Source organism: Bernardetia aquimarina, assembly GCF_042180575.1.
Lineage (GTDB): Bacteria > Bacteroidota > Bacteroidia > Cytophagales > Bernardetiaceae > Bernardetia.
Genome location: NZ_CP170094.1, coordinates 4,238,000 through 4,263,327 on the forward strand (window position 1 = coordinate 4,238,000; position 25,328 = coordinate 4,263,327).

The following is a 25,328-nucleotide window of genomic DNA, read 5'->3' on the forward strand; positions in this document are numbered from 1 at the left end:
AAAAAAACACTGAATTTAACTAATAATTTATCACTAATCACTGTTTACATGAAACTACTATTTTTTGATTATCTATTGCAATGTAGTTTGTTTTTGGTTCTGCTTTATATTCCTTATTTTCTGTTCTTGAAAAATGAAACCTTCTTTGGTTTGAATAGAAAATACTTGGTTTTGGCATTGCTACTGACGTTGATTTTACCTTTTTTTCCACTTAATATTTCAAACATTTCTAAATTTTTAGGATTGTTTTTTCAAAATCCAGAAGCTGTAACTGTTCCAGAAATTGATATTTTTTTAGCGTATGGAGATGCAATAAATAATGCAACAACAGAAACCACGACAAGTATTTTTTCTGAACCTTTTACGTGGGTTTTTCTGATTTATACTTTGGGAGTTTTGGTAATTTTTATTAGAATTTTATTAGGCTTATCAATGATTTTGAAACTGTATTTTACAGGAAAAAGAAGCAAAAAACAACATTTTACACTCATAGAAACGACATCAGAAACCGAACCTTTTTCTTTCTTTAATTGGGTTTTTATTTCTGCCACTAATGATTTCTCAGAGTCAGAGCAAAATGAAATTATTGCTCACGAAAAAGCACATGTCAGACAAAAACACGCATTAGATTTGCTTTTGATTGAGTTTTTGGGACTTCTTTTGTGGTTCAATCCTCTTATTTATTTCTACAAAAAAGCATTGAGAGATACACATGAGTATCTTGCTGATAAAGAAACGATTACTCATTTTTCTGATAAAAAGCAGTATCTCAATCTTCTAATCAACCAACATTTTATAGGTAGAAACCTGCCTTTTGTTACCAAGTTTCATCAGTATTCATTACTTAAAAAACGTGTAACTATGATTACTAAATCGCCTTCTCGCCAAATCGCAAAGCTCAAAATTATGCTTGCCGTTCCTGCTCTTTTCTTGTGTGTCTTTATGACCAGTTGTTTGAAAGAATATGTTGATATTTCGGAGCGTTCAGAAGTTTCTAATAATGATTTTGCAGGTTCTTTTCCAAAAGAATATACCACAAAAAAGTCGTATCAAATTCGTAAATCAACTACTTTAGATATAAATATAGAAGAGGATAAAAATTATGTAATTCGTCTTTTTCCTGCTGATAATTATGAAGGAGTTGAAATGAAATTGATTGATGAAAAAGGTAAAGAATTTGGACGTAATCATTATGCTGAAGAAGAAGAGTACTATGATAGAGATTTATCGTTTAGTACTACTTCTGGAAAATATAAATTAGAAATAACATTACCAGAAGATAAAAAGAATATTTCTGTAGTAATTGCTTCTCGTGAGCTAACAGAAGACGAAAAACCTAAAATAGATGCAGAAGGATTTACAAGAGTAAAAGTCTATGACCTCAAGAAAAATAAAGAAGAATACACATGTGTTTTTTCTGCTGGAACAAGCTATAAACTTACTTTTGCAGAGGGAAATATGAAAGCTCAATTAGTAAATGAAGATAAAGACAAAGTACTCTTCGATTTCACTTCTACTTCAAATGAAAAGACTAAAGTGTTTACGATTTCAGAAACGGCAATCTATTATTTTAATATGGAAAAAGAAGGAACAGAAACTAAAAATGTTGAAATTGCTTTCAAACGATAAATTAAAAGTTTGTGTCCAAAAAACACAAGTTATTTAAGGGGAATGAAAAAAGTGTGAACAATTTTGTTTACACTTTTTTGTAATTGTATCTTTGCAAAACAAAAACTAGAAAAAATACATCTATGCTCATCGCCAAAAACATAGTCAAAAAATACGGTTCATTGGAAGTCTTGCAAGGAATTGATTTATCGATTGCCAAAAAAGAAGTAGTAGCAATTACAGGTTCTTCGGGAGCAGGAAAATCTACACTTTTGCATATTTTGGGAACGCTAGATGCCCCAGATGGAGGCGAAATAATCATCAATGGAGTAGAAATTCAGAAACTAAAATCGAATAAATTAGCTACTTTCAGAAATCAAGAAATCGGATTTATTTTTCAATTTCATAATTTACTACCCGAGTTTTCAGCTTTAGAAAATGTCTGTATGCCTGCTTTTATTGGTAAAAAATCTGTCAAAGAAGCTGAAAAAAAAGCTGCTGAACTCTTAGACCGTTTCGGAATTTTGGATAGAAAAGACCACAAACCTTCTGAGCTTTCAGGAGGTGAACAGCAGCGTGTAGCCGTCGCAAGAGCATTGATAAATTCCCCAGCCTTAGTTTTTGCAGACGAACCTAGTGGAAACCTTGATAGTAAAAATGCAGATGAACTGCACAAACTTTTTTTTACATTAAGAGAAGAATTTAGCCAAACGTTCGTTATTGTTACACATAACCCTGAACTGGCAAAAATGGCAGATAGAGAAATAGTTTTGCAAAAAGGATTAGTTGTTGCATAACTCTAATTACGAATTTTATTTTTTGTAAACGATTTTTTTTGTAATTTGTAATTGTATATATTTAATGCAAACGAAGGTGTAATGTTTAATTTACACTATTTCTAATCTGTAATTGAATTTACCATAATCCGTAATTTTTAATTCGTAATTGAATAAAATGATAAGCAACTCAAGAAGAGAAGAACCAAGCATTTCGATACTAGAATTTGAACGTTTGATGGCAGAAGGAGAAACTTTTTTCTTTGAAATCGATACGTATGAATTTCTTTTAGAACATTATCGCAAGACAGGAAATATCGAAAGGTTATTTTCAGTGTGTGATATTGCACGTTCTCAACATCCTTTTTCAGTCAATTTTATTGTCGAAGAAGCACGAGCGCATCTTATCAATAATGATTTTGATAAGGCTCAATCTACCATCGAAGAAGCCGAAGCATTACAGCCTTCAGAAATTGAGGTGCAGGTAACAAAAGCATGGATTTTTCAAGAATGCTTTAAATTTGATGAAGCTGCCAAGATTTATCATAAAATATTGCCTTTTACAGATGAAAAAGACGAAGTTTTGTATCAAATAGCAAGTTGCTATCAAGCCAAAAACGACCTCAAAAAAGCTATTGAGTTTTATAAAGAAACTTTACTCCAAAATAAAGGACATAAAGAGGCTTTATACGAATTAGCTTTCTGTTATGATGAATTAGATGATTTAGAAGGAAGTATTGTTTTTTATAAGCAATTCATCGATAACGATCCTTATTCTGCTGAAGCGTGGTATAATTTAGCTCTTATTCAAACTCGTTTGTCTCTTTATAGAGATGCTATTGTGTCGTATGATTATGCTTCACTTATTGAAGAGGGCTTTTCTTCTGCTTTTTTTAATAAAGGAAATTGCCACATGAATTTAGGGCAATATGGAGAAGCATTAGATTGTTTTATCGAAACCTCAAAATTAGAACGTCCAACAGCCGAACTATACACACATATTGGAGCTGCTTATCAAAAACTAGATAGATTTGCCGAAGCTCTCAATTTTTATAGAAAAGCCTTAGAGCTTGACCAAGAGTACGAAATGGCTGCTTTTGGTGTGGCTGAGTGCATGGAAGAGCAAGAACGCTGGAAAGAAGCCGTACATTTTTATCAGAAATCACTTCGAAATAACAAAAATTTTGGACGTGCATGGTTTGGAAAAGGTCGTTGTGAGTACCAACTCGGAAATATGATTTCGTGCATGGAAGCCTATGACCATGCTTCACGCCTAATGAGTGAAAATATAGATGTTTGGTTAGAATGGTCACATGTTTATTACAAAGAAGAGTGGTTTGAAAAAGCCATTGCGATTGCAGAAGAAGCACTAGAAATTATTCCAGATTCTGCTGAACTATTGTATCGTTATGTTGCCTATTTGATGGGAGGAGGAAAATATAAAGCTGCTGTTATGGCTCTTGAAAATGCTATTTTGATAGCACCAGAAGATAAAAATTATATTTTAGAATTTTTTACTGACTTGAATACTCAAAAAGCAATCTATCAAATAATTGAGCAATTAGAAAATTAATTTTCTTCTAGGAAAAATATAAAAACATAGGGAGGGATTCATCAAATCCCTTTTCTTTTTCGAAAGAATAAAAACACATTGGCAATCCTTGATAAAATATGTATTTTTGTGAAAAAGAATTTTTGCAAAATAATTTCTTTTTAATTGAACAGGGTTTTAACCCTGTTTTGTTGTAGTAGTTCACAGCCTTTGTTGGTATTTTAGCGTAGCGACACCAACAAACACACTAGCAAAATAAAATCCACATCATTTTATCCATTTTTTCTATGAAATTCGGAGTTATTGTTTTCCCAGGTTCAAATTGCGACCACGACGTATATTCTGTTCTTAAAGATACTTTCAAACAAGAAACTGTCAAACTTTGGCACAAAAGTACCGACCTTGAAGGTTGTGATTTTATTGTTGTTCCAGGAGGATTTTCGTATGGAGATTATTTGCGTTCGGGTGCGATTGCCCGTTTTTCACCTATCATGAATGAAGTGATAAAACACGCTGAAAATGGAGGGTATGTTTTAGGAATTTGTAATGGTTTCCAGATTCTGACAGAAGCACATTTATTACCAGGAGCATTATTACGCAACAATAATCAGAAATTTAACTGTAAAAATGTATTCCTTCAAGCTACTTCTCAAAATAGTTTGATTACTCAAAATACAGATCCAGCAAAAGCCTATAAAATTCCGATTGCTCATGCAGAAGGACGTTATTATGCATCTGATAAAGACTTAAATAGCTTGATTGCTAATGACCAAATTTTATTTCGTTATTGTGATGGGGATGCTAGAGTTACCGATGATAGTTGTCCGAATGGTTCGGCAATGAATATTGCAGGTATTTGCAATAAAGAAAGAAATGTTTTTGGAATGATGCCTCATCCAGAACGTGCAGCCGATGCTATCTTGGGAAATACAGATGGAAGAGTAATTTTTGAATCTATTTTACAGCTTGTTGGGCAAGTTTAATACTACTATAAAATGTCTAAAAAATTACCTCAAGTTTATACAGAAATCACGATAAATGCTTCTAAAGAAAAGATTTGGAATGCACTTTTAGATTTTCAAAAATATCCTTCTTGGAATACTTTTATCAAAAAAATAGAAGGAAGTTCGACTGTAGGTGGGAAAGTAGAAGCCAAAATGTTTCCTCCTGCAGGTTTACCAATTACTTTTGATGGTACAATTTGTCGAAATATTCCTCATAAAACACTTGCTTGGAATGGCTACATGGTTGCTCAATGGTTTTTTGCTCCCACACATATTTTTGAGATAGAAGAAAAATCTGAAAGTGAAGTTCTTTTTATTCATAGAGAAGAATATGAAGGTTTTATCATTCCATTTATAAAGTTTATGTTGCCTACTTTGGTAGGAAAAGGATTTGAGGTAATGAACCAAGATTTGAAGAAATTTGTAGAAGCAAATTAATAGGAATTGAGTATTTTTTTAAAGTACTGGACATGAAAAATATTGTCGTTGGTGAGGACACCAACAACGGCAAAAAAGAGCTTTTTAAATAAAACCCTCGCCATTGTCGGTGTCCCCACCGACGATTTAGCACCCAGTCCAGTACTATAGTATTTTGTATTCATTAATCACTAATCATTGAAAAACTAATCACTAAGTATGTTTGTAGATAATTTTGAAAATCAAAGTAAAAAAGAGAATTCAGAATCTTTAAAAAAACAATGGCTAGAAACGGCTACTAAGTTTTTGAAAGGAAAACCATATCAAGATTTGGAGTGGGAGTTTTCAGAAGGAATTTCTGTTGAACCTTATTATACCAAAAATGAAGAGAATAATTCTGACTTTTCATATTTAGAGATTCTTCAAAATAATCAAATTGCTTTAAACGAACCTGTTTCCAAGCCTCGTTTTTGGTACAATCAGCCTTTTATAAAGATTAATTCTTTAGAAAAAAAAGAAGTAGAACGAGTAAATAAAGAAATTCGTCAAACTTTGATGAGTGGAGCAGAAGGTGTTTGTTTGGATTTACAAAGTATAGAATGGAGTAGTTTTGATGAGAAAGTATTTGAAAACTTACTCTTTGAAGTAGCTTTGCCTTATTGTGCTGTAAGTTTTCAAATAAATATAAAGAATGAAAAAGATATAAAGGATTTTTCGAAGCAATATACAGACTATGCTCGTCAAAAAGGGTTTGATATTAGCTTACTTACTGGAGGAGTTTTACACAATAAAAATATAGAGTTTTCTAAAGAAACATTAGATTTTATTTTGGATACAGATATTAAATGTAAATTTCATCCTATTTCATTGTATGTGAAAAATGAGAAAGATGAAGCTCAAAATATTGCTGATATTCTTTTTGAAGTAAAGACTTTAGTTGATAAATCAAACAAATCTATACTACAAAACATTGAATTTGTAGTCGAAGCTACAGATAGTTTTTTCGTTACGATTGCAAAAATACGTGCTTTGACTTGGCTTTTGAATCAAATGTACGATTTGTATGAAGTAGATTCAAAACCTTATATTCATTCTGTTACTACACAAGGGACAGATGAGAAGAGTTTGCAAGATGAAAACTGGAATTTAATCAGAAATACGACACAGGCTTTTTCGTGTATTTTGGGTGGAACAAATGCACTAAGTGTAGTTTCACATCAAAATCAAAATTCAAAAATTTGGGCAAACCGTATCGCTCGTAATGTTTCGATTATGCTTTGTGAAGAATCTTTTATAGATGCAACTGCTGACCCAATTTCAGGTTCATATTATTGTGAACAAATGACTGACAAATTGATTGCTGCTTCATGGCAAAAATTTCAAGATAATATTAAAAAATAGCAAAGATTATGTAATTACAGAAAAACTGTGAATTTTAAATCTACGTATTTTTATATAATTATTTTATTTTTTAGTTGTATTATCAATGTGAATTTTATTTATTATGATAAATAAATTTTAATTGTAAATTAGAAAGCAAATTTTTGTCAAACAAAAATGCTTACATAAAGTTCACTATACAGACTTACTTTATTTTTTTATTTCAACCATTTTTTAAACTGTTGGATTTTGAGAGTTCGAATAATATTTGATTTACGGAATAGAGGCGCAGTATTGCCCTTCTATCACCAACACCTTTTTTCGGGATTTATAAAAGACTTACTTACAGATACTTCTTTTGGAGTAGATGATAATCTTTTTTATAATTTTTCTGGATTGAAAGGGCAGACACGAGTGAGCCGAAAAGGTTTGCATTACTGTTCTAGAAAAGTTACACTGGTTTTGTCTGCACTTCGTACTGAAGTAATTGATGAACTTTTGGATAGTCTTTTTAGTAGAGAACATATACAAATTGGGGAATTAGAATTAGTTCCTGAAGCAGTAGAGCAAGAGCTTATGCCCGAACAGCGAGAGATGACAAAGTATATTTGTATTTCTCCGTTGGTGGTTTCTAGTCCTCGTTTTCATAGAGATACAAAAGAATTTATTGTACCAAGTATGGACAAATTTTCTGACCTTCTTTATGATTCCACACTTACTCGTATGGAAGAATCTGGACACTACACAGATACCGAAATGGCAGAGTTTTATAAGTTTCAGCTTGTTCCTGACCGTCGTTATTTGGAAAAAATACAGCAAGAAGAAAAGAAATTTGCTCGTATTTATCCACTTGAAGGACAGGGAAGTGAAGTAGAGGTAAGGGGTTATACATTTCCTTTTGTGTTGTATGCACACCCACAAGTTCAGAATTTTATTTGTAATTGTGGTTTGGGAGAATATACTGATTATGGATTTGGAATGCTAGACTTTGCCCATAGCGACCCTACACAACGTACACAATCTTATGGAAAATATGGTGTAACAGAAGAAAATAAGAAGTCATAATTTTCTTGCTTTTTAATAAATAAAAATATTGATATAAACTTGGTTTGTATTGAAACTGACCAAATTAAAGTATTTTGCTAAATTCTAAAAAATGGTCATATACTTTACTCATTTCTGAAATAATAAAAAAGACACTTCAAAAAATTGAAGTGTCTTTTTTATTATCACAATGATAGATAAAACCAAAGATTAATCTTTCAAAATCTTGATTGTTCCTTGATAATTTTCTCCTTCTATATGTACAATATAAATTCCTTTTGGAGCAGCAGGAAAAGCAATTTCTTTTTTATTAGACTTCAATGCTTCTGTTAAAATTAATTGTCCTTGTAAATTATAGATATGAAGATTGAGTATTTCGTTATTGATAAATAATTTCTCATCAATTTCTATATGCAAAATATCTGCTACTGGATTAGGAAAAATACGAATTTGAGTATCTTGATTAGTCAAATCTTCATTTATTCCTAAAACGACCTCACCTGTAAGAACTTGAAAAGTAGGGATTCCGTAGCCATAATCTACATTCGGAGTAGTATAATTATCACCAGCACTACGAAATGCATCAACTACTTCAGCTTGAGATAAGTTAGGATTTTTTTGCATAAAACCAGCCACTAAACCAGCCATTAAAGGAGCTGCATACGAAGTTCCGTTTCCAGCACCGAGTCTATTTTGGTCAGTCCAAAGTGTTGTTCCTACTCCCATTGCCATTACATCAGGTTTTACTCTTCCATCAGCCGTATTTCCACGAGAAGAAAAATTACCTACTTGTTTATTTCTGTCCACAGCACCAACAGCCAAAACAGAAGGTGCATCAGCAGGAAATGATATTTTTCTCCAAGATGAGTTTCCACTATTGCCAGCACTTGTAACAACCACAATTCCTTTTTGTGCCGAAAACTCAGCAGCCTTAGAAATCATAGCCGTATTTCCATCCAAATCTGCGATTGAATAATCATAAATAGGATTCTCAAAATTAGAATAGCCTAATGAAGTTTGAATAATATCTACTCCCAAACTATCTGCTTTTTCTGCACCTACTACCCAAAATGCTTCTTCGATAGGAAACTCTCGTGTTGTATCTTCAGTTCTAAATAAATAATATGTTGCTTCTGGAGCCGTTCCAATAATTTCTCCTTCTGCTTTTGAGAGCATAGTAGAAAGTACTTTTGTACCGTGATTAGATCCTTGATATACATTTTGTCCATTTCCAACTACATCATACACAAACGGAATATCAGCATGAGAAAATGCAGAAAGTGTATTTGCATTAATAAAACCACCATCCAAAACAGCAATATGAATACCTTGTCCTAAATAACCTTGTTCGTGCATTCTATCCACTCCAAGCATTTGAATTTGAGCTAAAGAATTTCCATAATCAAAGTTTTCTTCGTTGTCATCTGTATTTTCTATATCAGTAACTTTATTTATATCAAACTCTTGGCAAATTTCTTCTTCTGTATCTATATCACAGGTAGCTGAAATTCTAGCTATTCGATTTGGGTCAGAGTGTGTAGCTACTTTAGTTACTCTATCTACAAAAGAGAGGTTTTCGATTTCTATAAATGTAGCATCATCTGCTTTTACAATGGCTGCATTAAACCATTTTATAGAATATGGTACTTCTGCCCCCAAATTTTTTATTTGAGAAAGATAATCAGTATTGACAGGCAAATCTTGCTCTGTTATGGCAATTCCTTGTTTAGTTCTTCTATCAACTGATTTTTGAGTAAGGAATTCTAAAGGACGACTGATAGAAAAAGTTGTTCCATTTTTATCTTTAAAATAAACTACACGTTCGGTAGTTTGAGCAAAACTTGTATAAGAAAAGCCTGTACTAAAAAGAATAAGTAATATTATAAATAATGGTTTTTTTGATATTTTTAATTTCATAGATGATTTTATGTTAGTTTGAAAAATAAGAGGTAAAATAAAAGTGTTTTTATTTTTTTTGAAAAAAACAGAATGATATTTTGCTAATAATAGTATTTGCCAAAGTCTGAATTGTACAATTACAAAGATAACACTTATTTATTTTTAATGGAATTATAAATTTGATTGATATTCAAGCATTGACAAGGTTTTTGTATAAAGAAAAAAAGATTTTTAAATCATTTCAACAATTAAGACTTTTTTTTATTACTCTTTCGCTGTTTGCTTTTTATTTTTTTATTTATCCTGTTATCAAATAGATACGTAATTTTAGAAGCAATTTTTTACCTTTGTTGCATTCTAAGTTTCTGTTTTAATTATTTGTTATGAAAAAAATAAATCCTACAACAATTCAAAAAATAGCCATTTTTGCGCCTAATAAGCCATTTTTTGGTGCAATACTGGTTCAGTTTCCATTTTTTTTATTACTTAGGGAAGTTTTTCCTCACGCAAAAATAAAAATATGGTCGCCAACAGGAACAAGTAATCTTATTTTAAATAATAATCTAGCTGATGAAATAGAGTTATATCATAAATCAAAATCCTACACAAGAACGCTTCGAAGTTTGCGCTCTTTTTCGCCTGATTTATTAATTAATTTGCGTCATCAATCCGAAGTCACACATTTATTATCGGCTGCAAGTGGTGCAAAATTTAGAATAGGAGTTGTTTCTAGTAAGTGGCAAAAATCTGTTTATCAACATTCTATTTTTAATGATACTTCTTGTTATCGTGCTTTGTTGTATTTGAGAGTTTTGGAAGAACTTTTGGAAAAACAAAATTTGTATGAAATACCAGAAATAAAATTTGAAGACTTCAAAAACTTAGATAGCAGTTTGTCTATCAGTAAGAAAGAGAATGAAGAGGAGAATACACTTTTTTCAATCTCAAAAATTAAACTCAATGAAGCAGAAAACCAAATTTGTTTGCTTATTGGAGGAGGAGAAGGAGAACACAAACGCTGGGGAATTCAAAACTTTATCGCTTTAGCAAAACTTATTTTGAAAGAAAAACCATCTACTAATTTTGTTTTTTTGGTAGGTTCGGCAGAAGATGAAGATTTACCATTTATCGAAAAAGAACTTTCATCAAATCAGTTTCAGGTTTTTAAAAATGCAGAAATACCCCAACTTATTTCTATTTTGAAACAATGTCAAGTAACAGTTGCTAATGATTGTGGTCCTTCACATGCTGCACAAATGTTGGAAGGAAACTATATTAGTGTTTGGGGATGGGAAAAACAACATCCTTATCAACGTATTGGAGAATGGTTTTTGTCAAGAGAAAACTCTTCTACTATTGTTGCCCATTACCAAAAAAGTATTAAGACAATATCTCCTAAAAGAGTTTTTTCTTATGTTAAGAGTAGTTTAGAGATTTAAGAAAAATTAAAGGTAAGCAGTAATACAAATTATTTAAGTAGGGTAAATAATAAAACCCACGATTTTATTCGTGGGAAAAAACAATAATTTTTATAGGTTGGATTGGGTTTATTAAATTTTAAACTTTTTTAAGCTCCTAGTTTTTCTCTAAGCGTTTCTACAAGTCCATCCCAAAGTTCTTCCAACACTTCTTCATCATTCATTTCTGAATAATCTGTAATTAATAAATAAGTCGTGTCTGTTAGTTCGCTATAATTGAGTTTGAGTTCTAAGAAATTAGCATCTTTTTTCTTTTTTCTAATTTTGTCTTCTTCCATGTTTTCTACAAACTGATAACGAATCATAGAGTTAGTTCTCTGTGAAACTATCTTTGCCATGTGTTGTTCGTTGTCCCAGTGGATATTTAAAAATTTATCATTTAAAACTTCTACTCTGTCAGCAAACCATTCTTCCAAACCCTGTGGAGAGGCAATAAAAGGATAAATCATTTTGACAGCAGCACGTATTTCATATTCAGCGTTATATTCGAATTTACTCATTTTTATTAGGTTGTATTGTTATTGTGGAGTATTTTAAAGATGTCAGTTTATTTTTTTCTAATTGGAGACTAATAGTGAATAAGTGCCTAATATACTGGATTTATTTTATTTGAGAAATATATTTGCTTTTGTCATTGCATTTTGAGATTATTTTTTGGAACTAAGTAATTTTAAGTGTCTTAGATATTTTGGTTCTTCCGACAATTTAGCGATAATTTCTTAATTTAGCCTTTCTATGGATACTAACACAATAGCAATTTTATTAGGTTTTTCAGATTTTTCAGTAACGAAAATAGAATCTTCTCCACTTCGCTTAACTATTTATGGAGAAAGTAATTTAGCCGATTCTATTTGTCCTAATTGCTTGAAAAAGTGCAATAAAGTGACTTCTACTTCAGAACGTATTGTTCGTGACCGAAATATTTTAGACAAAGAGGTTTATTTACACTTAACTTCTCGTCAATTTCATTGTCAAGATTGTACTCGTTACTTTCAAGAAGTTTTTAGTTTTGTTTCTAAGCAAAAAAATCAAACTCATCGTTTGGAAAAATATCTTTATTTATGTTTGAAAGATAGCAGTTTCAAAGAAGTAGCTATCCGAGAAAACATACTTTGGGATGTTTTAGATGGTATTTTTAAAACCTATAGTAAACGTGAGATAAAAAAACACCTAGATTATTTTCCTCGACGTTTAGGTATTGATGAATTTGCTTACAAAAAAGGAAAAAAGGAATATGCTGTTGTTTTAGTAGATTTAGATACAGGTCAAGTTTGGGATATTTTAGAATACCGTAATAAAGAGTATTTAAAAGCCTATTTTTTATCCAAAGGCGAAGTTTTTTGTACTAGTATAGAAGTATTTTCTTGTGATATGTGGGAGGGATTTTCAAATACAGCAAAAGAAGTATTTCCTAACGCTGATGTAGTAATAGATCGCTTTCATTTTTTTCAGCATTGTAATAAAGTGCTAGATAGCATTCGTAAAGAATTACGACGAAAAGATGATAAAAACGTTCATTTCAAGCAAATAAAATGGCTTTTATACAAGGCATGGAAAGACCTTACTTATAAAGAAAGACGAGTTTTACTTAAAGCGTTTAGGTTTAGCTCAACGCTTAGACAGGTGTATTTTATGAAAGTGGAATTACAAAATATATTTAATACTGATTTGAGTAAACAAGAAGCTAAAAAACTACTAGACCAATGGATAGAAGAAGCTCAAAAAATAAATCATAAGGCTCTAAATAGATTTATAAATACGTTTAATTCTTGGAAAAATGATATTATTAATTTCTTCAAAGATAGATATTCTAACGGAATAGTAGAGGGAATTAATAATAAAATTAAGACCCTCAAAAGGAGTGGGTATGGGTTTAGAAACTTTCAAAATTTTAGATTGAGAATGATAGTCAAATTCATATAATCGCTAAAAAGTCGGAAGAGCCGATATTTTTAATAATTGCAGTATAGGTTAGTCTAATAGAGCAGACCATTTGTAATTTTTCCTGTTTTTAGTTTTAGTAGAGAAGCTATACGTTGAGATTGATCTATTTATTTGAAAAATGTCTAGTAGTATGCTTTTTAAGTTTATTTATTTTGAACAATAAACACTATATTTGAATGAAAATACAATTATCTACTTTATGAAAAAGGATATATTTAAGTTTTTTTGTTTATTTATTACGTTATTAATGGGTTTGATAGTTATACTCAAACCATCTGAAAGCTATGCTCAAAATAAAAATCAAGAAGAGAAAACAAAAAAAGATACTACAAATATATTAATTCTTGAACAACACAAAACTACCTATCGTTTTGATGAAGCCATAACCTATTGTACCACAGATTTGAATATTACATTTGGTGATTCTATTCAACATAAATCTGCTTTTCTTCCTTATCTTGTCGATGGTAAGAAGATACTTTTGCCTCCTCATAAAGCTACATGGTTTCGAATTCCTCTCAAAAGTGAATATAAAGAAATTAGTGAGTGGTTTTTGCAAGTTGAAAATGGTTTTCAAATCAAACTTTATATCCCTCAAGTAGATGATTCGTACAGAGAAAAACGATTCGGCTTATATTACAAAGACTCTTTACAAAATTCTGTTCCTAATTATTATTCTACGACTTTTTCACTACGAAAAGGAGAAAGTATTTTATATGTACGTGTAATTCCTTCTGATAACTCTGTCGAACACGGAGGTTACAAACAGACTTTTATAATCTTTCGAAAGGACGCAGCACACAATTTTTTTGCTAAAAATCTAGCCACCAATAGTATTATTTATACCATTATTTTATCAATGTGTATTTATAATCTAATTTTATTCTTTTTGATAAAAGATAGGTCATATCTCTATTATTGTATTGCTATTTTTTTTGTAGGTATTTATTTTTATACACTTCCAACATTAAAATCAGTTGCCTTTTGGGGACAGTTGAGTTATGACTCTGAATTGAATCGTATTGTCAATTATACTTCAGCTTTCATAACTGCTATTTTTTGGATAAAATTTACGCAAAGTTATTTTTCAATGGATAAAAATTTTCCAAAATGGAATAGATATTTTATTGGTGTCATAATTTTGAATGTCATAGCTGCTGTTTTGTACATTATTTTTATTGAACAAAGCGTTTATATGTATGCTACTACACTGCATTTAATCACTACTCTTTCTCTTCTTTTCTTTTCAACGATTGTGTTTTTTAGGAAAAAGTTATTAGCCAAACAGTTTTTTGTAGCTAATCTTGTCTTATGTGTTTTTGCAATCATTAATATTGCAGATATATTTCACCTTGTACCTTCTAACTGGTTTACTAATTCTTCATTAGAAATAGGAGTGGCTGCACAAATTATTTTGTTTTCATTGGCTTTAGCTTCAAGAATTAATTTATTAAGAAAACAAGTAACCGAACAATCTATTGATAAAGAAAGACTAGAACGTATAAAAGCAGAAGAAATAAAATATGTGATAGAACAAAAAAATAAAGAATTAGAAGGCAAAGTAAAGCAAAGAACAGCCGAGATTTCAGAAAAAAATACAGAGTTAGAGCAAATCGTCGAAGAGCTAGATACCACTAACGAAACCCTGCGTTATACCATAAATAGAGTAGAAGAACAAAATACACAAATTACATCCAGTATTGCGTATGCACAGCGCATTCAACAAGCTACTTTGCCAAGTTTAGATGAAATTAGAACTTCATTTTTAGATAGTTTTGTTGTTTTTCGTCCATTACAAGTTGTTTCAGGAGATTTTTATTGGTTTTTAGAATTAGGAGAAAAACGCTTCTTAGGTGCTTTTGATTGTACAGGACATGGTGTGCCAGGAGCATTTATGGCATTAGTAGCAAATGAATTACTGAATGAAATTGTAGTCCATAAAAAAATTATTTCTCCAGAAAAAATTTTAGCAGAACTTCATAAATCTATTCAGTATTCACTCAAACAAAATGAAACAAAAAATCAAGATAGCATCGATGGAAGTTTGATGTGTATAGAAAAAAAAGGAAATGATATTGAAAATAAAAATTATACTGTACAAATTGCAAGTGCAAGAAATTCAGTATATCTATTTGATAGTAAGGGGTTTAAAGAAATAAAAGGAGAGCGAAAAAGTATTGGAGGTAATACATATCAAGAAGACGTAAATTTTTTGCTACATACATTAGAAATTAGAGAACAAACTGATTTTTATATGCTTTCTGATGGTTTGCAAGACCAATTTGGAGAAAAAAATAATAAAAAATTTATGAAAAAACGAGTACGAGAATTGCTTACCGAAATCATAACTTATGATAGTCCATTACAAAAACGTACCATAGAATCTACCATTGATAATTGGAAAGGAAGCATAGAACAAACCGACGATATTCTTGTCATGGGATTGCGTTTGAAATAAAAACGATTGATAAAGTACCTAAAAAGTTATCTGTTTTTTCTTATTCTCACTTATTTACAGGGTTTTATGATTTTTAATCGAAAAGGTTACTAAAATTGATTAGATTTTATTAACTTAGTTTTAAATTACAACAAAATTATTATTTCTTCTTTGAATTTGTCAGTTGAATAATTCCAAAGTGATATCAAAAAAACCTTTTAACTATATCTATTTCCCCAAATGGTTTTATAGCTCTACTAATTTTGTACTCCCCATTACATTATTTTTAGGTTTGTTTTTTTATGCCCTTTCCTCAACTATTGGTTTTGCTTTAGACCCAAAAAAGCAAATTTCGCAATATATATTAGACCAATGGACAACTAGAAATGGACTTCCTACCAATACACTCAACTATGTTTATCAATCAAAAGATGGATTTATTTGGGCTAGTACTTATAATGGTCTAATACGTTTTGATGGCGCAGAATTCAAAATTTTTGATAAAAAGAATCTTCCGTATCTTACTAATAGTTCAATTTCTTGTCTATATCAAACTAAAGACGATTCGCTTTGGATAGGTACACATGGAAGTGGATTGATGGTACAAAAAGACCATAATTTTAATTTTTATACATCTGAAACGACAAAAGGAAATTTTCCAGATTATTCTATTGAATCTATTTTAAAAGTTAGAGAAGAAGGCTTGTGGATAGGAACAAGAGGGAATGGAATAATGATTTATAAAGAGGGGGTGTTTACGCCTTTTAAAACTATTTCTGAAATCAACTCTATTTCTATTAATGAACTTCAATATGGAGAAAGTGGAGCTAATAGTACTGTATGGATAGGAACAGAAGGAAAAGGCTTATTTTCTTATCAAAACGAAATTGTAGAAAGATACAATGTAGAAAATGGTTTGTTGGTAAATGATGTAATTACAGGACTTTTACTAGACAAAAACAAGACACTTTGGGTAGGTACAATTAATGGAGTAAATCGTATCCAAAATGGAAAGTCTGAAATTATAAAAGAATTAGAAGGAGTTACCATTAATGATATTATAGAAGATAAAGAGGGTAGTATTTGGTTTGCTACCAGCACAGGATTGTATAGAAGGAATCCCATAACTAAGCAGTATGAAGTTTTGAATACTGAAAATGGATTACCTCACAATAATGTAATGAATATCAGCATAGATAGAGAAGGAAATCTGTGGCTGGCGATGTATAGAGCAGGACTTATTCGTCTGAAAGATGGAAAGTTTGTTAATTATACTGTTCAACAGGGGTTGGCTTCTGTTTCGGTTAGTTCAGTACAAGAAATAGAAAAAAATACGTATTGGGTAGGCTCAGACGCAGGAATTATTAACACTATCAAAAATCAAAATGTAGGCATATACTCACTCAATAAAACACTTTCAACCGATCGTTTAAGAAATATTTTTAAAGATAGAGAAGGAAATATTTGGGTAGGTTCGTATGCAGGAATATTACGAATTTCTTCTGATGGAACAGAAAGGCTTTTTACAACTGCTGATGGGCTTACAGATAATCAAGTACGAATAATTACACAAACTATAAATGGAAGTATTTGGGTAGGAACTCGTGGTGGTGGACTCAATGAATACTTACCCTCTGACCAAAAATGGATACCTTTTACAAAAGAAGATGGACTGACTTCTAATTTCATAATGGGAATAGAACCAACTCAAGATGGTAAACTGATTGTTTCTATGAATGATGCTGGTGTAAATATTATTAATCTAAAAACTAGAAAAGTAAGTAAAATTTATACACAAACAGAAGGTTTGCCCTCTAATTTAGCTTTTTCTGCTCGCTATGATTCAAAAAAAATACTTTGGATATGTGCAAATTCTGGATTAGTAGCTATTTCACCTACTGATGTAAACAAAATACATATTTTTAGCCCTTCTTCTGGATTTCCTGTCGATGCCGTTTTTGATATTCGTGAAGATAATGCTACTGATTTATGGCTTTCTTCTTCTTCAGGTGTTGTACGAATAGATAGAAGTTCTGTTACAGAATATTTTGAAGGAAAAAGAACAGACTTAAAAACAGAGATGTTTGATAGAAGTGATGGAATGAAAGAAGAAGAGTGTACAGGAGCTGTACATTTTTTAAAAGATAGTCAAGGAAGAATGTGGTTTCCAACTATTGGAGGTCTATCGATGATTAACCCTGAAAAAATATCTAAAAATTCGATTCCTCCTCCTGTTTATATTCTCAATATGGCAGTAGATAGTATCAATTATAACTTTCCATCTTTAAAAGATGAAAAAATAGCTGTAAAAGCAGGAGTAAGACGTATTACATTTCATTTTACAGGACTTAGCCTAATTTCGCCTTCTGATATGCACTTCAAATACCGTTTGAAAGGTTTTGATGATGACTGGATAGAGGTAATCAATGAACGAGATGCACTTTACACAGGACTTGCTCCAAAAGAATATACTTTTGAGGTAATGGCTGCTAATAATGATGGCGTTTGGAGTGAAGAAATAGCGACCGTTAAATTTAAAATAAAACCTCTTTTTTATCAAACAGTTTATTTTTGGATAGCTTTGGTTGCCTTATTTTTGATTTTGGTATGGTTGGCGTATCGCTATCAAGTAGGAAGAATCAAAAGACAAAATTTTAAATTAGAAGAAACAGTACAGCAACGTACAGCAGAAATTAATCAACAAAAAGAAGAGATAGAATCACAAAGAGATAGAATCGAAGAGCAACGTCAAGCGATTACAGAATCTTATCAACAAATTCATAAGGTAGGAGAAATCGGACAAAAAATTACTGCCAAACTTCAAACAGATACACTTGTACAAACTATTTATCAAAATATTTTGGCCATTATGCCAGCAGAAGGTTTTGGAATAGGAATGCACAAAGAAGAAGATAATAAAATTGAATTTAGAAATTATATAGAACATGGAGAATTACTTCCTGCTCACAGTGATTCTCTTTCTCAAGTCAATCGTCTTTCTATACAGAGTTTTACTAAGAAAAAATCTATTTTGATAAATGACTTAGAAGAGTATTTTGCTCAAAATGAACAACTAAAATATTTAGATATAGGCAAAATGCCCAAATCACTTATTTATGTTCCTTTAGTCATTGATGAAAAAACGGTTGGGGTAATTACTGTACAGTCATTCAAAAAAAATGCTTATACAAAAGAAGATATTGTAATTTTAGAAGCTCTAGCAGCCTATATTTCTATTGCACAAAGCAATGCCAAATCGTATGAAATTATTCAAGAAAAAAATAGAAATATTACTGATTCAATTCGTTATGCACTCACTATTCAACAAGCTGTTTTGCCTACACCAGAAGCAATGAACAGGCTTTTTGATGAATATTTTGTAATCTTTAAACCAAAAGATATTGTAAGTGGAGATTTTTATTGGACAGTAAACTATAAAGGAAAAACATTTGTAGCTATTGTCGATTGTACAGGACATGGCGTACCAGGTGGATTTATGTCTATGATAGGAAATGCACTCTTGAATGAAATTGTTACTATCGAACGTATTTTTTCTCCTGCTGCTATTTTAGAAAAATTACATGAAGATGTGCGTGCTGCCCTTCAACAAGAAAAAGCAAAAAATGATGATGGAATGGATATTTCTATTTTTTGTTTGGATAAAACAGAAGAAGGAAACAAAATAACATTTGCAGGAGCTAAACAAGCTATGTATTACGTGGAAAATCATCAAATTATCAAATTAAAAGGTGATAGAATGTCTATTGGTGGACGTAGAAGCAAGCAACGTAGTAATACCTTCAAAGAAACAACATTTATACTATCTAATAAATCTATGATTTATATGATGAGTGATGGTTTTGCAGACCAAGCCGATTTACAAGGACAAAAGGTGGGTTCGAATACAATAATAGAACAACTAGAAAAAGTAGCCGACCTTCCAACAGACAAACAAAAACAAGAGTTAGAGCTTTTATTAGAGCAACATCAGCGTACAGCTCCTCAACGTGATGATATTACTCTTTTAGGAATCAGATTGTGAAAAATCTACTAGCTATAAAATAGTTATTTATGAATCTAAATCAAGTTACAATTCCTTCATTGGATTTGAGTAAATCTGTTCCATTTTATCAAAAATTAGGATTAAAACTAATTGTGGAATCTTTGCCTCATTATGCAAGATTCGAATGTCCAGACGGAAAATCAACCTTTTCTATTCATCAAACAGAAAAACTTCCCATTGGAGAAGGTATTTATGTTTATTTTGAATGTCAAAACCTTGATGAACATGTAGAATCATTACTCAAAAAAGGAATTCAATTTGATGAATTACCTACTGAAAAAAGATGGTTGTGGAAAGAAGCTCGCCTACAAGATGTAGATGGAAATCAGATTATTCTATTTTATGGAGGAGAAAACAGACTAAATCCACCTTGGCGAATATAATATGTATAGGTCAGTCTTGTAGAGCAGACCATTTGTAGTCAATTTCTCTTGTTTTCAGTATATATTTCAAAATCATAATTTTTTAGCTTCGCTGTTTTCGTTACACTTCAGGTGTTCCGTTAGGAACTTTATATTGGTAGAAAAAAGAAGTGAAAAAATGTATTCTGTTCTGTTAGGAACTACATATTGGTAGTATTCTAAGATGTCCAACACAAAAAATGCTACCAACATACAACTCCTAACGGAGTAAACATCAAAATTTCTCAATAGCCTTACGGCTATGGTATCCCCACTGACGACCGTCAATATTCAAAATTCGAATAAAATCAATAAGGTGCAAAAATTGTCAAACAAGCATTTCTTTTAGCTTATTGGGTTAATTTTTTAGGTGCAATTAACCTAATAGATTACAATACTATTTGGTTAAACTAATATTTGTTTTTTCTTCTTCATTCTCTTATTTACATAATTAAAAACAGGGTAGGAAAGAACAGAAAGCAAGATAATTGCTGCACCAATATAAAAATTAGAATCCATTTTTTCGTGTTCATTAAAGAAAATGGCTGCCAAAACTATTCCATAGACAGGTTCTAAATTGATAGTAAGATTGGTTACAAAAACAGTCATTCTTCGCAAAAGTTCGATACTTACAGAATATGTATATACAGTACAAATAATAGCAAGAACAAAAACCATTACTATGTCAGTAGTAAGATGTATTGAGTTTACAACATCAAAAAACCAACTTCCTTCCTTAAAATACAGAGTATTATTTTTCAAAACCATATCAATTCCCTCCCCTCCAGTAAAATAAGTAGAATAAAAAGGTAGAAAGAAAATAATTCCGATAGCTGCACCACTCATTTCCAAAACAGTAATGGTGTTGGGTTCGGCAAGATGAGTAAATTTTCCATTAATAGTAGAAAAAAGAGCAGCCAAAACAGCAGAAATGATTCCTAAAATAAGTCCCAAAGTCATATCACTATCCAAATCAGCTCTCATAATTATATACAAGCCAAAAATAATGACAAGTCCTAAAGCCACTTCATATAATTTTATTTTTTTCTTATTAAAAAGAGGTTCGATAAAAGCCGTCCAAAGTGAAGCCGTAGAAAGTCCGATCAAACAAATAGAAACATTGGCTACTTTTGCTGCTGCAAAAAATGTAATCCAATGCGCTCCTACAATCATTCCTGTAAAAAGTAATTGAAAAATAAATTTTCCGGAAATTTTCCATTCACTTCGCTTTACGACAAAAGCCAAAATAATTGCTGCAATAAGTGTCCTATATAAAACCGTTTCGACAGCAGGAATAGTAAGCCATTTGCCCAAAATAGCCGTAAAACCCCATATAAGTACAATAAAATGCAGTTTGAAATAATCTAAAACTGAAGCAGGAGAAACAGTAGAATCTAATGTTTTCATAAGAAGAATAAATGAAAAGAGTAGTAAAATATATAAGCTGCAAATTTCTAAAATCTTTCTCAAAAACAAGTACATTTAAGATAGTTAATTAATTACAAATCTAGCTTGCTCTTCAGAGTGAAAAAATGTAAAATAGCCTTGAGACTGCTTAGGTATGTTCAAAAAATATTTGTGTGTTCGTTTGTGAGCAAACGAACCTTACGCTTCCTCAGAAGCGTGATATTTGTATGAATCACGCTTCTGAGGAAGCGTTTTATTCAGTTCTGAGTACGACGTAGTCCTCAGCGAAGCTAAACTGAACACACAGTTTTTATTTTTATGAACCTGCCCTATTTAGACTGCTATTTATCCAAAAACTAATTTAATGTTTGTTATCTTTGTACTTAAATCAAAATAAATAGACAAATAGATTTCTTCTAGCATGGCAAAAAATTCTCCTGTAAAACCAAAAAAACATTTAGGGCAACATTTTTTAAAAGATGAAAATATTGCTCGTAAAATTGTTAATCAGATGCAAGACAATAGTTATCAAGACCTGTTAGAAATTGGTGCAGGAACAGGTGTTTTGACAAAATTTATTTTGACTGATAAAAAGTATGATTTGACAGTAGTAGAAATTGATGATGAATCAGTAGAATATCTAAAAGAAAATCTAGGTTTTACAGACAAAACACTTCTGAATGAAGATTTTTTGAAGATGGATTTAGAAACTCTCTTTGAAGGAAAATTCGGAATTATTGGAAACTTTCCGTATAATATTTCTTCACAGATTTTTTTTAAAGTACTGGAGTATAAAAATCAAATTCCTGAAGTCGTCGGAATGATTCAGAAAGAAGTAGCCGAACGCATTGCATCACCACATGGAAATAAAACCTATGGAATTTTGAGCGTTTTATTGCAGGCGTATTATGATATTGAATATTGTTTTACGGTAAGTGAACAGGTTTTTAATCCTCCCCCACGAGTAAAATCTGCCGTTATCCGTCTAAAAAGAAATGAAACTGAAAGTTTAGATTGTAATGAAAAACTATTTTTTCAACTTGTAAAGTTTGGTTTTAATCAACGACGAAAAATGTTGAGAAGTGCATTAAAACCTCTAGGAATCCCAAATGCTTTCAAAGAAAAAGAAGAACTTAACGAAATGCTTAGTAAACGAGCCGAACAGCTTTCTGTACAAGATTTTATTGAGTTAGCGCAAATTTTTGAGAGGGAAAGAGAAGCAGAAAAAGAGTAATCAACTCAAATTTTGTATAACAGACTAAAAAATGTTAAATAAAAAAAAATGATTTTCATCGTGGGAAAGGTTTAAGTCTGTATTATCAGTTACTTATTTCAACATCATCTATTTCTACTTTTGTTTTCTTAGGAACATTTTTTAAGTGTTTTTCTTTTAGTTTGAATGTTCCTTTAAAATCATCAGTAGTAGTGATTAAGTATTTTTTGAAAGAGTACGTCATTCCAGGCGCAAATACATCTCCATCTTTATTTCTTGTATTTCTGATACCATTTCTCATTCTTATTTCTAATCCTGTGGCAGGGTTTGGAGTAATATCTACCAGTTCATTTTCATCACTTACACCTCCAACAGTATAAGAAAAGCCATTATCTGTTTTTTTATAATCTGATTTATTGCCTAATAATTGTTCGACAATAATATATTTTTCAGTTTTTGTTTCTACATATCTTACCCAAACACCAGCTTCAAAAGGCAGGGCTTCGGCTACTTGGACTTCGATGGAATCTGTAATTATTTTTCGTCCTTCAAACTCAAAATGAAAAGGACCAATTATATATTTGCCACTTTTTTTGAATGTAATTATTTTTTTGAGTTTGCCAGTTGCTTCTCCAAAAGTCGAAGATGTTCCTTCAAGTTGTGCTTCTTTTGGCAACTGCTCTTCAATTTTGTCATTGAGAAATGTTATATCAAATATAATTTCTACTTTATCTCCCACACGAGGAGCTGCATTATTTACTTCTATTTGGAGTGTATCTGTTGTACTATTTTTAGCTTGTAAGGAATAGCAGAGTGTAACGAATAATAAAATGAAAAGATATTTTATTTTGAACATTTTTAGAAGATTATTTATAAATTAAGATGCTTTTATCGTTGTTTTGAGTAACAACAAATAGGTAATAGTTTAGTTGATGTAAATTGGTATGGAATATCATTTTCCTCCTGCACCTCCTCCATATCTTCCTGTGCCAAAAACATATACTCCATAATAAGTACTGCGATAGGTTCTATCACGACAATTTCCCCATTGGTCACGCATGTTTTCAGGACAGTTTTCGTTTAGGTCTTTTATGAGGTCTTTATCGTGTGCTGTACTTAATCCTAAACTGCTTTTTGAGGCTGCATACGTAGTAACAAGTAGAAAAAATAATCCACCAAAAACGATAAGTTTCGTAAGTATTGACATAATTTTTATAAGTTTTTTACTAATTGAATCAAGCAATAATTTATTTGATTAGAATATTAATTATTCTTCATCTTTTATTCCTGCATAAATATATTTTTCTTTACTTTGTCTTCCTGTTTTGCCAAAGCTAATAAGCAAAGCCACAACAGTAATAAAACCACTTAACATCAAGAAATATCTACTAAGTAATGCTCCTTCATTGACTGTAAAGTTTACGATAGCTTGAGAACCATTTACTTTAGTGAAATAGGTAGAGTCTGTTTTGGCATAAATACGAGCAAAATAATCTCCTTCTTCTAAAAACTTAAAATATTTAGATTCGGAAGTGGCAGATTCTGTCCAACTTCCTTCTGAATCTACTCCTGTTTCGTACCAAAAATCACTTTCTACGGCATTGATTACATTCTTTTCTTTATCTAAAAGCTCTACAACCACCATCATTCCTTGATTTTGTGGACTTTTGAAGTTTACACTCCATTCAATATTGTAGTTTGTACCTGTATCATCTATTTTGATAGGTTTGGATAAATAACCTTCTTTTTTGTCTATATCTTTTGTATCTACTCTTGTTGTAGAAATAGGTGTTCCATCAGAAAAAAGAGAAACTAAAAATACCAAAAAAGCGAATACGGCTGCTGCACCCATTGTCTTTCTGATAGTAGAAAAACCTTTATCTCTCTCTTGATACGTATCAATGTAGGGATTTCCTTCAAGTGCTTTATATAGTGCTTCTTTAGAAATTTTCTTTTCTGCCGAAAATTCTTTCCAACCATCACCTTGTTCAACAGTATAACTCCATGTTCCTTCTTGATAGGTAGCAAAATGAATTTGTGTTCCAACTGCATAAGGGTCTTCTTTTTCTGTTTCTCCTTCAAAAAACTCTAAAAATGAAGAACCATATTCAGTAACTCTATAATCAGCTCTTCCTTCATAGAAATTAGTGAAAAGTTCCAAATTAGTAGGGTCTGCATCTGTTTTATCTACTGTAACAGGCATTCCTAATGAATATCCTTCTTTATCTTCACTCAAATAATACACTTCATCTTTTCCCTCTTTTGTATTTCGTAAAATATAAGTATCAAAATACCATATTTCATTGCTGTACCCAGAACCATCATCACTGGTATAATATTCTTTATATACCGAACGATAACGCAAACGTGCCGTAATTATGAACTCTTTTTCTTCTAAAAAAATAATTTGTCCTACTCTAAGAAAACTATAATAAGGAAAATCCTCTATTTTAAGACTTTCATTCAGAGTACGATTAAAAGCCAAATCTGAAGTTACTCCACAGTCATAACAATACATATAACGAACCTCTTCATCCCATACATAATTAGTATGCTGACAACTCGGACACGTTTTGGGATTCGTAAAATTCCCTGTTTTTTTGAGTATAGTAGGCGTATTCAAAAGTAATTATAGTTTAATTTGGTTCTAATTTAGTTCAAAAGTATTTTGTATTTTGATGAAAAAGAGGTGTTCTCAAAATAGT

At 31.1% G+C, this 25,328-nt stretch carries 19 protein-coding genes; 13 read left to right on the plus strand and 6 right to left on the minus strand.

The genetic code is table 11. The features are described from left to right. The first annotated feature begins 48 nt into the window (after window positions 1–48). The 7 genes from ACE193_RS18145 (at window position 49) to ACE193_RS18175 (ending at window position 7,802) form a co-directional block, all read left to right on the plus strand. The gene (locus ACE193_RS18145; protein WP_375559637.1) at window positions 49–1,629 is read left to right on the plus strand and encodes a M56 family metallopeptidase; all 1,581 of its coding nucleotides are present in this window, start codon (window positions 49–51) and stop codon (window positions 1,627–1,629) included. Window positions 1,630–1,751: 122 nt separating this feature from the next. Next, a complete protein-coding gene (locus ACE193_RS18150) occupies window positions 1,752–2,405 on the plus strand; it encodes an ABC transporter ATP-binding protein (RefSeq protein ID WP_375559638.1) in 654 nt (217 codons plus the stop codon). A gap of 157 nt (window positions 2,406–2,562) precedes the next feature. Continuing rightward, window positions 2,563–3,957 (plus strand): tetratricopeptide repeat protein, encoded by a 1,395-nt coding sequence (locus ACE193_RS18155; RefSeq protein ID WP_375559639.1) that lies wholly within the window; start codon window positions 2,563–2,565, stop codon window positions 3,955–3,957. Window positions 3,958–4,223: 266 nt separating this feature from the next. Then, window positions 4,224–4,919, plus strand: a complete 696-nt coding sequence (purQ, locus tag ACE193_RS18160) for a phosphoribosylformylglycinamidine synthase subunit PurQ (RefSeq protein ID WP_375559640.1) — start codon at window positions 4,224–4,226, stop codon at window positions 4,917–4,919. A 12-nt stretch (window positions 4,920–4,931) separates the two neighbouring features. Continuing rightward, on the plus strand, window positions 4,932–5,378 hold the full coding sequence (locus tag ACE193_RS18165; protein ID WP_375559641.1) for an SRPBCC family protein: 447 nt from the start codon (window positions 4,932–4,934) through the stop codon (window positions 5,376–5,378). 198 nt (window positions 5,379–5,576) lie between these two features. Next, the gene (locus ACE193_RS18170) at window positions 5,577–6,758 is read left to right on the plus strand and encodes a methylmalonyl-CoA mutase family protein (RefSeq protein WP_375559642.1); all 1,182 of its coding nucleotides are present in this window, start codon (window positions 5,577–5,579) and stop codon (window positions 6,756–6,758) included. Between the two features lie 273 nt (window positions 6,759–7,031). Then, entirely contained in the window at window positions 7,032–7,802 is a 771-nt protein-coding gene (locus ACE193_RS18175; protein WP_375559643.1) for a CRISPR-associated endoribonuclease Cas6, read from the plus strand. A gap of 189 nt (window positions 7,803–7,991) precedes the next feature. On the opposite strand, the gene ACE193_RS18180 is transcribed toward ACE193_RS18175, so the two are convergent. Continuing rightward, the gene (locus ACE193_RS18180) at window positions 7,992–9,698 is read right to left on the minus strand and encodes a S8 family peptidase (protein WP_375559644.1); all 1,707 of its coding nucleotides are present in this window, start codon (window positions 9,696–9,698) and stop codon (window positions 7,992–7,994) included. A 365-nt stretch (window positions 9,699–10,063) separates the two neighbouring features. Between ACE193_RS18180 and ACE193_RS18185 the strand changes: the two genes are divergently transcribed. Further along, complete coding sequence (locus ACE193_RS18185; protein WP_375559645.1) at window positions 10,064–11,119, plus strand: glycosyltransferase family 9 protein; 1,056 nt, start codon at window positions 10,064–10,066, stop codon at window positions 11,117–11,119. 128 nt (window positions 11,120–11,247) lie between these two features. Here ACE193_RS18185 and ACE193_RS18190 read toward each other — a convergent pair whose 3' ends face one another. After that, window positions 11,248–11,658, minus strand: coding sequence for an START-like domain-containing protein (locus tag ACE193_RS18190; protein WP_375559646.1), 411 nt, complete (start codon window positions 11,656–11,658; stop codon window positions 11,248–11,250). A 235-nt stretch (window positions 11,659–11,893) separates the two neighbouring features. Here ACE193_RS18190 and ACE193_RS18195 point away from each other — a divergent pair, with 235 nt between their 5' ends. The 4 genes from ACE193_RS18195 to ACE193_RS18210 all read left to right on the plus strand — a co-directional run bounded on the left by ACE193_RS18195 (window position 11,894) and on the right by ACE193_RS18210 (window position 19,985). After that, window positions 11,894–13,081 carry an ISL3 family transposase gene (locus tag ACE193_RS18195; RefSeq protein WP_375558606.1) on the plus strand — a complete coding sequence of 396 codons (1,188 nt, stop codon included), beginning with the start codon at window positions 11,894–11,896 and terminating at the stop codon, window positions 13,079–13,081. A 220-nt stretch (window positions 13,082–13,301) separates the two neighbouring features. After that, window positions 13,302–15,560 carry a 7TM diverse intracellular signaling domain-containing protein gene (locus ACE193_RS18200; protein WP_375559647.1) on the plus strand — a complete coding sequence of 753 codons (2,259 nt, stop codon included), beginning with the start codon at window positions 13,302–13,304 and terminating at the stop codon, window positions 15,558–15,560. Between the two features lie 178 nt (window positions 15,561–15,738). Continuing rightward, window positions 15,739–19,581: a two-component regulator propeller domain-containing protein gene (locus tag ACE193_RS18205; RefSeq protein ID WP_375559648.1), complete on the plus strand. Its 3,843-nt coding sequence runs from the start codon at window positions 15,739–15,741 to the stop codon at window positions 19,579–19,581. 29 nt (window positions 19,582–19,610) lie between these two features. Beyond that, on the plus strand, window positions 19,611–19,985 hold the full coding sequence (locus ACE193_RS18210) for a VOC family protein (protein ID WP_375559649.1): 375 nt from the start codon (window positions 19,611–19,613) through the stop codon (window positions 19,983–19,985). 423 nt (window positions 19,986–20,408) lie between these two features. On the opposite strand, the gene ACE193_RS18215 is transcribed toward ACE193_RS18210, so the two are convergent. After that, entirely contained in the window at window positions 20,409–21,410 is a 1,002-nt protein-coding gene (locus ACE193_RS18215) for a DMT family transporter (RefSeq protein WP_375559650.1), read from the minus strand. 421 nt (window positions 21,411–21,831) lie between these two features. On the opposite strand from ACE193_RS18215, the gene rsmA reads away from it, so the two are divergent. Beyond that, a complete protein-coding gene (gene rsmA / locus ACE193_RS18220) occupies window positions 21,832–22,644 on the plus strand; it encodes a 16S rRNA (adenine(1518)-N(6)/adenine(1519)-N(6))-dimethyltransferase RsmA (protein WP_375559651.1) in 813 nt (270 codons plus the stop codon). Between the two features lie 85 nt (window positions 22,645–22,729). On the opposite strand, the gene ACE193_RS18225 is transcribed toward rsmA, so the two are convergent. The 3 genes from ACE193_RS18225 to ACE193_RS18235 form a co-directional block, all read right to left on the minus strand. Continuing rightward, complete coding sequence (locus ACE193_RS18225; RefSeq protein WP_375559652.1) at window positions 22,730–23,479, minus strand: hypothetical protein; 750 nt, start codon at window positions 23,477–23,479, stop codon at window positions 22,730–22,732. A 96-nt stretch (window positions 23,480–23,575) separates the two neighbouring features. After that, window positions 23,576–23,830, minus strand: coding sequence for a hypothetical protein (locus ACE193_RS18230; RefSeq protein ID WP_375559653.1), 255 nt, complete (start codon window positions 23,828–23,830; stop codon window positions 23,576–23,578). 60 nt (window positions 23,831–23,890) lie between these two features. Continuing rightward, the gene (locus tag ACE193_RS18235) at window positions 23,891–25,246 is read right to left on the minus strand and encodes a hypothetical protein (RefSeq protein ID WP_375559654.1); all 1,356 of its coding nucleotides are present in this window, start codon (window positions 25,244–25,246) and stop codon (window positions 23,891–23,893) included. Window positions 25,247–25,328 lie beyond the last annotated feature (82 nt).

Excerpts from the sequence above, each read along its gene's own strand:
- ACE193_RS18145 (WP_375559637.1), top strand. The coding sequence starts at position 49 with ATGAAACTACTATTTTTTGATTATCTATTGCAATGTAGTTTGTTTTTG.
- ACE193_RS18150 (WP_375559638.1), top strand. The coding sequence starts at position 1,752 with ATGCTCATCGCCAAAAACATAGTCAAAAAATACGGTTCATTGGAAGTC.
- ACE193_RS18155 (WP_375559639.1), top strand. The coding sequence starts at position 2,563 with ATGATAAGCAACTCAAGAAGAGAAGAACCAAGCATTTCGATACTAGAA.
- purQ (WP_375559640.1), top strand. The coding sequence starts at position 4,224 with ATGAAATTCGGAGTTATTGTTTTCCCAGGTTCAAATTGCGACCACGAC.
- ACE193_RS18165 (WP_375559641.1), top strand. The coding sequence starts at position 4,932 with ATGTCTAAAAAATTACCTCAAGTTTATACAGAAATCACGATAAATGCT.
- ACE193_RS18170 (WP_375559642.1), top strand. The coding sequence starts at position 5,577 with ATGTTTGTAGATAATTTTGAAAATCAAAGTAAAAAAGAGAATTCAGAA.
- ACE193_RS18180 (WP_375559644.1), bottom strand. The coding sequence starts at position 9,698 with ATGAAATTAAAAATATCAAAAAAACCATTATTTATAATATTACTTATT.
- ACE193_RS18185 (WP_375559645.1), top strand. The coding sequence starts at position 10,064 with ATGAAAAAAATAAATCCTACAACAATTCAAAAAATAGCCATTTTTGCG.
- ACE193_RS18190 (WP_375559646.1), bottom strand. The coding sequence starts at position 11,658 with ATGAGTAAATTCGAATATAACGCTGAATATGAAATACGTGCTGCTGTC.
- ACE193_RS18195 (WP_375558606.1), top strand. The coding sequence starts at position 11,894 with ATGGATACTAACACAATAGCAATTTTATTAGGTTTTTCAGATTTTTCA.
- ACE193_RS18200 (WP_375559647.1), top strand. The coding sequence starts at position 13,302 with ATGAAAAAGGATATATTTAAGTTTTTTTGTTTATTTATTACGTTATTA.
- ACE193_RS18210 (WP_375559649.1), top strand. The coding sequence starts at position 19,611 with ATGAATCTAAATCAAGTTACAATTCCTTCATTGGATTTGAGTAAATCT.
- ACE193_RS18215 (WP_375559650.1), bottom strand. The coding sequence starts at position 21,410 with ATGAAAACATTAGATTCTACTGTTTCTCCTGCTTCAGTTTTAGATTAT.
- rsmA (WP_375559651.1), top strand. The coding sequence starts at position 21,832 with ATGGCAAAAAATTCTCCTGTAAAACCAAAAAAACATTTAGGGCAACAT.
- ACE193_RS18225 (WP_375559652.1), bottom strand. The coding sequence starts at position 23,479 with ATGTTCAAAATAAAATATCTTTTCATTTTATTATTCGTTACACTCTGC.
- ACE193_RS18230 (WP_375559653.1), bottom strand. The coding sequence starts at position 23,830 with ATGTCAATACTTACGAAACTTATCGTTTTTGGTGGATTATTTTTTCTA.